General features: G+C 60.2%; 6 protein-coding genes and 1 pseudogene. 6 read left to right on the top strand and 1 reads right to left on the bottom strand.

The window, feature by feature from the left end; translation table 11 throughout:
- Positions 1–356 (top strand): annotated as a pseudogene (locus FFS60_RS24190) (hypothetical protein); the annotation flags it as partial.
- A 31-nt stretch (positions 357–387) separates the two neighbouring features.
- On the opposite strand, the gene FFS60_RS24185 reads toward FFS60_RS24190, so the two are convergent.
- The gene (locus tag FFS60_RS24185; RefSeq protein ID WP_162144832.1) at positions 388–2823 is read right to left on the bottom strand and encodes a penicillin-binding protein 1A; all 2436 of its coding nucleotides are present in this window, start codon (positions 2821–2823) and stop codon (positions 388–390) included.
- A gap of 184 nt (positions 2824–3007) precedes the next feature.
- On the opposite strand from FFS60_RS24185, the gene FFS60_RS24180 reads away from it, so the two are divergent.
- Genes FFS60_RS24180 through pilQ form a run of 5 tightly spaced genes read left to right on the top strand, consistent with a single transcriptional unit; the run spans position 3008 to position 7972 of the window.
- The gene (locus FFS60_RS24180; RefSeq protein ID WP_028630566.1) at positions 3008–4072 is read left to right on the top strand and encodes a pilus assembly protein PilM; all 1065 of its coding nucleotides are present in this window, start codon (positions 3008–3010) and stop codon (positions 4070–4072) included.
- Complete coding sequence (locus FFS60_RS24175; protein WP_028630567.1) at positions 4072–4668, top strand: PilN domain-containing protein; 597 nt, start codon at positions 4072–4074, stop codon at positions 4666–4668. The genes FFS60_RS24180 and FFS60_RS24175 overlap by 1 nt, the downstream gene beginning before the upstream one ends.
- Positions 4665–5288 carry a type 4a pilus biogenesis protein PilO gene (gene pilO / locus FFS60_RS24170; RefSeq protein WP_028630568.1) on the top strand — a complete coding sequence of 208 codons (624 nt, stop codon included), beginning with the start codon at positions 4665–4667 and terminating at the stop codon, positions 5286–5288. The genes FFS60_RS24175 and pilO overlap by 4 nt, the downstream gene beginning before the upstream one ends.
- Complete coding sequence (gene pilP, locus FFS60_RS24165) at positions 5285–5818, top strand: type 4a pilus biogenesis lipoprotein PilP (RefSeq protein WP_028630569.1); 534 nt, start codon at positions 5285–5287, stop codon at positions 5816–5818. Before pilO ends, pilP begins: the two co-directional genes overlap by 4 nt.
- 57 nt (positions 5819–5875) lie before the next feature.
- Positions 5876–7972 carry a type IV pilus secretin PilQ gene (gene pilQ, locus FFS60_RS24160; protein ID WP_137823390.1) on the top strand — a complete coding sequence of 699 codons (2097 nt, stop codon included), beginning with the start codon at positions 5876–5878 and terminating at the stop codon, positions 7970–7972.

Raw genomic sequence — 7972 nt, 5'->3', positions numbered from 1 at the left:
ACGAAGCCGACCGCAGCGAGGCGACTGAAGTGATTGATCGCGGCGCCGTCAAGACCGCGCTGCAACACCTCAAGAGCCGGCATGCCGACAACCTGACGACTCAAGCGCTGATGGTGACGCAGGGGCTGGAGCAGCTCGTCGTCGGCGAGGACGAGGCCCGCCTGATGCGCACCCACCAAGGGGCCAAGGTGGCCTTCAACGTGCAGAGCGCGGTGGATGGTGAGCATGGCCTGATCCTGCACCATGCGGTTGGGATAAATCCCGCTCCTCGCTTTCGATTACCCAGAAACGCCAACGCCCCGAATCAGTCGGGGCGTTTGCTTGGCCTGCACTCAGGGAGTTTTCACACAGCCTGAGTCGCGGGGCTTTTTATTGGGCGCCTGTTCCTCAGAACAGGTCGATGGGGGCAGCTTCGTCGGCGGGCAGCGGGCTGCCGGGGATGGCCAGGCCCGGATCCAGCTCGCTCATTGGCGGCGGTGTGTCTTCGCTCTTGAACAGCTCGAAGAACGCATCCGGCGTGCCGGGGCTGGCAGCGCGACCGCTGAGGGGATCGATACGCAGGGTCAGCAGGCCGGCGGGCTCGGGCTGGACGTGGGCCGGCTTATCCTTCAGGGCGGTGCCCATGTAGTTCATCCAGATCGGCAGCGCGACGGTGCCGCCGTACTCATGGCGGCCCAGGCTTTCCGGCTGGTCGAAGCCAACCCAGACTGTGGTGACGTAGTCGGCGTTGTAGCCGGAGAACCAACTGTCCTTGGACTCGTTGGTGGTGCCGGTCTTGCCAGCGATGTCGTTGCGACCCATGGACAGGGCGCGGCGACCGGTCCCGCGTTTGATCACATCCTGCAGCATGCTATTGAGGATGTAGGTAGTGCGCGGGTCGACGATGCGCTCTGCAGTGGCCGGTGTCTGGCTTTGGGGTGCTGAGGCGTCGGTGGAGGCAAGCAGGGTGTCCGGCGCGGCATTCGCCTGTGCGACTTCGCTGGATTGCGCCTCGTTTTCTGGAACTCGCGGCGGATTGGCGACGAACAGGACCTTGCCGTCGCGGCTTTCGATCCGATCGATCAGGTAAGGCTGCACCTTGTAGCCGCCGTTGGCGAAGGCGCTCCAGCCGCCGGCGATCTCCAGTGGAGTGAGGTTGGCCGTGCCAAGCGCCATGGATAGGTTGCGCGGCAGGTCATCCTTGTTGAAGCCGAAGCGGCTGATGTAGTTCAGCGCATAGTCGATGCCGACGGCCTGCAGCACGCGGATCGACACCAGGTTGCGCGACTTGTACAGGGCTTCGCGCAGGCGGATCGGGCCGAGGAAGGTGTTGTTGTCGTTCTTCGGGCGCCAGGCTTCTTCCATACCTGCTTCCTGGAAGACGATGGGGGCATCGTTCACCAGGCTGGCGGCGGTGAAACCGTTGTCCAGGGCTGCGGCATAAAGGAACGGCTTGAAGCTCGAGCCTGGTTGGCGCTTGGCCTGCGCGGCGCGATTGTAGTTGCTTTGCTCGAAGGAGAAGCCGCCGACCAGGGAGCGAATGGCGCCGTCATTCGGATCCAGTGAAACGAGTGCGCTCTGCGCAGCGGGAAGCTGAACGAAGCGCAGGCTTCCATCGGCCTGGCGCTGTACGCGAATCAGATCACCGACCTGGGTGACGTCAGCGGGCTGTTGCGGGCGTGGGCCGAGGCTGTTGGTGTTAAGGAAGGGACGGGCCCACTTCATGCTGTCCCAGCTCACCGCTTCTTCCTGGCCACTCCGGGTCAGGACCAGGATGCCGCTTTTCTCTACCTGGGTGACGATGGCCGGCTCCAGGCCGCCAAGCGACTTCTGCTTGCTCAGTTCCTGCAGCCAGGTTTCCTTGGTCATGCCCGGTAGGCGGGTTTCCGGGCCGCGGTAGCCGTGGCGTTGGTCGTACTCGATCAGACCTTCGCGCAGGGCGGTGTTGGCGGCTTGCTGGAGGTCGCTGGGGACGGTGGTGGTGACGCGGAAGCCTTCAGTGTAAGCATCGCTGCCGTAGCGACCGACCATCTCGGCGCGGGCCATCTCGGCAATGTAGGGCGCGGCCAGTTCAGGCGTGGGAACGTGGTAGCTGGCATTGATCGGCTCATTGAGCGCTTGCTGGTAGCGGGCATCATCGATTCGGCCGAGCTTGTACATGCGTCCGAGGATCCAGTCACGTCGTTCCTTGCTGCGGGTCGGATTCACCAGCGGATTGAAACGCGAGGGGGCCTTGGGCAGGCCGGCGATCATCGCCATCTGTGCGAGGCTGAGTTCACGAATGGACTTGCCGTAATAGACCTGTGCTGCGGCTTCGATACCGTAGGCGCGGTTACCGAGGTAGATCTTGTTCACATAAAGTTCAAGAATTTCATCTTTGCTGAGTTCCCGTTCAATTTGCAGGGCTAGCAATATTTCATTGATCTTGCGGGAGAAACTTCTTTCGCTGGTGAGGAAGTAGTTCTTCGCCACCTGCATGGTGATGGTGCTGCCGCCTGTCTGGATGTGGCCAGTCTTCAATAATTGCGTGGCAGCGCGCATCAGGCTGGTGAGGTCGACGCCATAATGGTTCGCGAAATTGTCGTCCTCGGCAGCCAGGAGGGCCTTGATGAAATCCGGCGGGATGTCGGCGAAACGCACCGGAGACCGGCGCATCTCGCCGAACTCCGCGATCAGCTTGCCATCACTGCTGTAGACGCGTAGCGGGATCTGGAGCTGGATCCTGCGTAGCGAGTCGACGGACGGAAGGCTGGGGCTAAGATAGAGGTAGGCGCCGCTGAAACTGAGCAGCAGGCCACAGAAAACGGCGACGAAGGACCACCAGAAAAACTTCAGCAGGCGAATCAAGGCTTGTGGATTTCCAGGCAAAAGAATGAGTTAAGTAGTAGGCGATGATAAAAGGCAAAAGCCGATCACATTATAAGCGTTTTTTTTCCGGGGGAGCCATTTGCGCTTCTGTCAAGACTGCTATTTAATGTGGAAAAACATAAATCGTCCGTAAGTCTCGGACGCAGATAGGAAATCGGTCGTGCTAGGGCTCTTCAATAAGAAAGCGAATTCGCTGTTGGGGATCGACATCAGCTCGACCTCAGTCAAGCTCCTTGAATTGAGTCGCTCGGGAAGCCGCTTCAAAGTGGAGTCCTATGCCGTCGAGCCACTCCCACCAAACGCGGTTGTCGAAAAGAACATCGCCGAGCTGGAGGGCGTTGGGCAGGCGCTTTCCCGTGTGGTCACGAAAGCGCGTACCGGTGTCAAGGCTGTCGCGGTAGCCGTGGCCGGTTCGGCTGTGATCACCAAGACCATCGAAATGGAAGCCGGGCTCTCCGATGATGATCTGGAGAACCAGTTGAAGATCGAGGCCGACCAGTACATTCCCTATCCGCTGGAAGAAGTTTCCATCGACTTCGAGGTGCAAGGGCCATCCGCGCGCAACCCGGAACGGGTCGACGTACTGCTGGCAGCTTGCCGGAAGGAGAACGTCGAAGTGCGCGAGGCCGCGCTTGCGCTGGCCGGACTCACTGCCAAGGTGGTCGACGTTGAAGCCTATGCGCTGGAACGTGCCTATTCGCTGCTTTCGGCCCAGCTCGGCGATTCGCATGACGAGCTGACGGTAGCGGTCGTCGACATCGGCGCCACCATGACCACTCTCAGTGTCCTGCACAACGGGCGCACCATCTATACCCGCGAGCAGCTCTTCGGTGGTCGCCAACTGACCGAAGAGATCCAGCGTCGTTATGGTCTCTCGGTCGAAGAAGCTGGCCTTGCCAAGAAGCAGGGTGGTCTTCCGGATGACTACGACAGCGAGGTTCTGCAACCGTTCAAGGATGCAGTCGTCCAGCAGGTTTCCCGTTCGCTGCAATTCTTCTTCGCCGCGGGCCAGTTCAACGATGTGGATTACATCCTCCTGGCGGGTGGTACGGCTTCGATTCCCGATCTGGATCGACTGATCCAGCAGAAGATCGGTACGCCGACCCTGGTTGCCAACCCGTTCGCCGACATGGCACTGAGTAGCAAGGTCAATGCGGGCGCGCTGGCCAGTGATGCGCCGGCGCTGATGATTGCTTGCGGCTTGGCGATGAGGAGTTTCGACTGATGGCGCGCATCAACCTACTCCCCTGGCGGGAGCAACTGCGCGAGGAGCGCAAGCAGCGCTTTCTGGTGGCAATGGGGGCCATTCTGGCGCTGGGCGCCGGTGCAGTGTTCCTGGGTGACCAGTACCTGAACAGCGCCATCGAGAACCAGCAGGCGCGCAATGACTTCGTTCGCAAGGAAATTGCTGTCCTGGATGCCAGGATCAAGGAAATCAGCGAGCTGAAGACTCGTCGTCAGCAGCTCCTTGAGCGGATGAAGATCATTCAGGACCTGCAGGGCAACCGACCGATCATTGGTCGTGTATTCGATCAGTTGGTGCGTACTCTGCCCGATGGTGTCTTCTTCACCGGTCTGAAAATGACCGGGAAAAGCATCGCTATTGTTGGCGCCGCCGAGTCGAACAACCGGGTTTCCAACCTGATGCGTAATCTGGATGCCTCGGAGTGGCTGGTTTCGCCCAATCTCACCGAGGTCAAGGCGATTACTGCCGGGGCAGTGGACCAGGCCAACGTGTTCCAGTTGACCGTGCAGCAGACCCAGCCGGGCTCCGAAGAGGAAAACGGCAAGAACGCCGCCACCAAAGGAGCCGCGAAATGAGTTTCTCCGACTCCCTCGAAAGCCTGCGCAAGATCGATTTGGCTGATCTGGACGTCAACAACCTGGGGTCCTGGCCCATTGCGGTCAAGGTCATCACTTGCGTACTGCTGCTGATACTGGTGCTGGTGCTGGGTTACAACTTCCATCTCAAGGACCTTGAGCTCCAGTTGGACTCGAAGCGTGCCGAAGAGGCGACTCTAAAGGAGCAGTTCGCTGCCAAGGCTTTCCAGGCCGCGAACCTGGAAGCCTACAAGGAGCAGATGAAGGAGATGGAGACCTCCTTCGGTGCCCTGTTGCGCCAGTTGCCCAGCGACACCGAAGTGCCGGGCTTGCTGGAAGACATCACCCGTACCGGTCTGGGCAGCGGTCTCGAGTTCGAAGAGATCAAGTTGCTGCCGGAGGCTGCCCAGCAGTTCTATATCGAGCTGCCGATCCAGATTTCGGTGGTTGGCGGTTACCACGACCTGGCGACCTTCGTCAGCGGCGTCGCCAGCCTGCCGCGGATCGTCACCCTGCATGATTTCGACATCAAGCCTGTTGGCCAGGACAGCGGCTCCAAGTTGCGTATGTCAATTCTGGCCAAGACCTACCGCTACAACGACAAGGGGCTGCAGAAATGAGTAGTCCTCGCGCCCGCCTGGCACTTTGTGCCCTGATGCTCGCCAGCCTTTCCGGTTGCGGTGCTGGCAGCGACTTTGGTGACCTCCAGGCCTATATGGATGAGGTGCGCGCCCGTCCGAAGGGTTCCATCGAACCCTTGCCGAAATTCCAGCCTTATGAGGCCTTCACGTACAGTGCTGCCGCATTGCGCAGCCCCTTCCAGCCGCCGATCAAGATCGATCTGGCCAAGCAGCAAAAGGGGTCGAAGGACGTTCACCCGGACGAGACCCGCGTCAAGCAATTCCTCGAGGGCTTCAACATCGAGTCCTTCGAAATGGTCGGTACCCTGTCCAATGGCTCGGGAACCTTTGCCTTGATCAATGGTGCAGGAGGGGTGCATCGGGTCAAGGTGGGTGACTACCTGGGTCGTAACCACGGCCGCATCGTTGGCATCGATGAAGCCAAGGTCGACGTGGTCGAGATTGTCCCGGATGGAGAAGGCGGATGGCTGGAACGTCCGCGCAGTCTCGCGCTCAGAGAGCGCTCTTGAGGGCGAGGTGAATCACCGATGAAGAATAACTACCGGTCTGCACAACGGAACCAGATGATGAAAAGCTCGCTATCGCGCCTTGGTATCACGCTATTGGCTGCACTGCTGTCGCCAGCGCTGCTGGCTGCGAACCTGCAGGCGCTGGATGTTGCGGCCCTTCCGGGCGACAGGGTTGAACTCAAACTGGCTTTCGACGAGCCAGTGGTCGCTCCCCGTGGCTATACCATTGAGCAGCCTGCGCGCATCGCCCTGGACCTTCCAGGCGTGTCGAACAAGCTGGGCTCCAAGAATCGCGAGTTGGGCGTAGGCAACGCTCGCAGCGTGACGGTGGTCGAGGCCAAGGATCGCACCCGTCTGATCATCAACCTGACCACCCTGGTGCCCTATAGCACCCGTGTGGAGGGTCGAAACCTTTATGTCCTGGTGGGGGATTCCGCGTCCGCCGCTCCGCGCACTGTGGCGTCCGCGCCAGCTCCGGCCGCTGCCCCCTTGACGGCTTCGCAGCCGGTCAAGAGCTACGGCCGTGCCGATCGCGCCATCGAAAACATCGACTTCCAGCGTGGCGAGCAGGGTGAGGGCAATGTGGTCATTACCCTGTCCGACCCCAGCGTCAGCCCGGACATTCAGGAGCAGGGCGGCAAGATTCGCCTGGACTTCTCCAAGACCCAGTTGCCAGAGCCTCTGCGTGTACGCCTGGATGTGAAGGACTTCGCCACTCCGGTGCAGTTTGTCAGCGCCTCGGGTTCCGGCAGCAACGCCAGCATCAGCATCGAACCTACCGGCTTCTATGACTACCTGGCCTACCAGACCGACAACAAGCTCACCGTCAGTATCAAGCCGCTGACCCAGGATGACGTGGAGAAGCGCAGGGCAGAACGGTTTGCCTACTCTGGCGAGAAGCTGTCGCTGAATTTCCAGGACATCGACGTGCGCTCGGTATTGCAGCTGATTGCCGACTTCACCGACTTGAACCTGGTGGCTTCGGACACCGTGCAGGGCAACATCACCCTGCGTCTGCAGAATGTGCCGTGGGATCAGGCTCTGGACCTGGTGCTGAAGACCAAGGGCCTGGACAAGCGCAAGGTCGGCAACGTGCTGCTGGTCGCGCCAGCTGACGAAATTGCCGCTCGCGAGCGTCAGGAACTGGAATCGCAGAAGCAGATCGCCGAACTCGCTCCCTTGCGTCGTGAGCTGATCCAGGTGAACTACGCGAAGGCTGCTGACATCGCCAAGCTGTTCCAGTCCGTCACCAGTGGCGACCCGAGTGCCGCCGGTACCGAAGAGCGCGGCTCCATTACCGTGGACGACCGCACCAATAGCATCATCGCCTACCAGACCGAGGACAAGCTGGGCGAATTGCGCCGCATCGTCGCCCAGCTGGATATCCCGGTTCGTCAGGTAATGATCGAGGCGCGCATCGTCGAAGCCAACGTCGACTACGACAAGGCCTTGGGTGTCGAATGGCGTGGTGTGAGCATCGGTGATAACAACTTCGTTGTCGGTGGCGGTGGCGCCGGTCGCCCGGGTGCTTCGCAGGCAGGCAACGTGAACCTGGCGAATGCTCCATTCGTCGACCTCGGCGCTAGTGGTGCTACCTCGAGCCTTGGTATCGGTTTCATCACCGATAACACCATTCTCGACCTCGAGTTGTCGGCCATGGAGAAGACCGGCAACGGCGAGATCGTGTCGCAACCCAAAGTCGTCACCTCTGACAAGGAAACTGCCAAGATCCTGAAGGGTTCCGAGATTCCCTATCAGGAAGCCAGTTCCAGCGGCGCCACCAGCACTTCCTTCAAGGAGGCGGCCCTGTCCCTCGAGGTGACTCCGCAGATCACCCCGGACAACCGCATCATCATGGAAGTCAAGGTCACCAAGGATGCTCCGGACTTCGCCAACGCCCTGAACGGCGTACCGCCGATCAACAAAAACGAAGTCAACGCCAAGGTACTGGTCAACGATGGTGAAACCATTGTCATAGGTGGGGTATTCTCCAACACCCAAACCAAGGCGGTGGACAAGGTGCCCTTCCTCGGCGACCTGCCCTTCCTCGGCCGCATGTTCCGTCGCGACGTGGTTCAGGACAAGAAATCCGAGCTACTGGTATTCCTCACTCCCCGTATCATGAACAACCAGGCAATTGCGGTGAGTCGCTGA

It is taken from the genome of Pseudomonas sp. D(2018) (genome assembly GCF_005502555.1).
Taxonomy (GTDB): Bacteria; Pseudomonadota; Gammaproteobacteria; order Pseudomonadales; family Pseudomonadaceae; genus Metapseudomonas; species Metapseudomonas resinovorans.
This window is presented reverse-complemented; position numbering and strand designations above follow the sequence as displayed.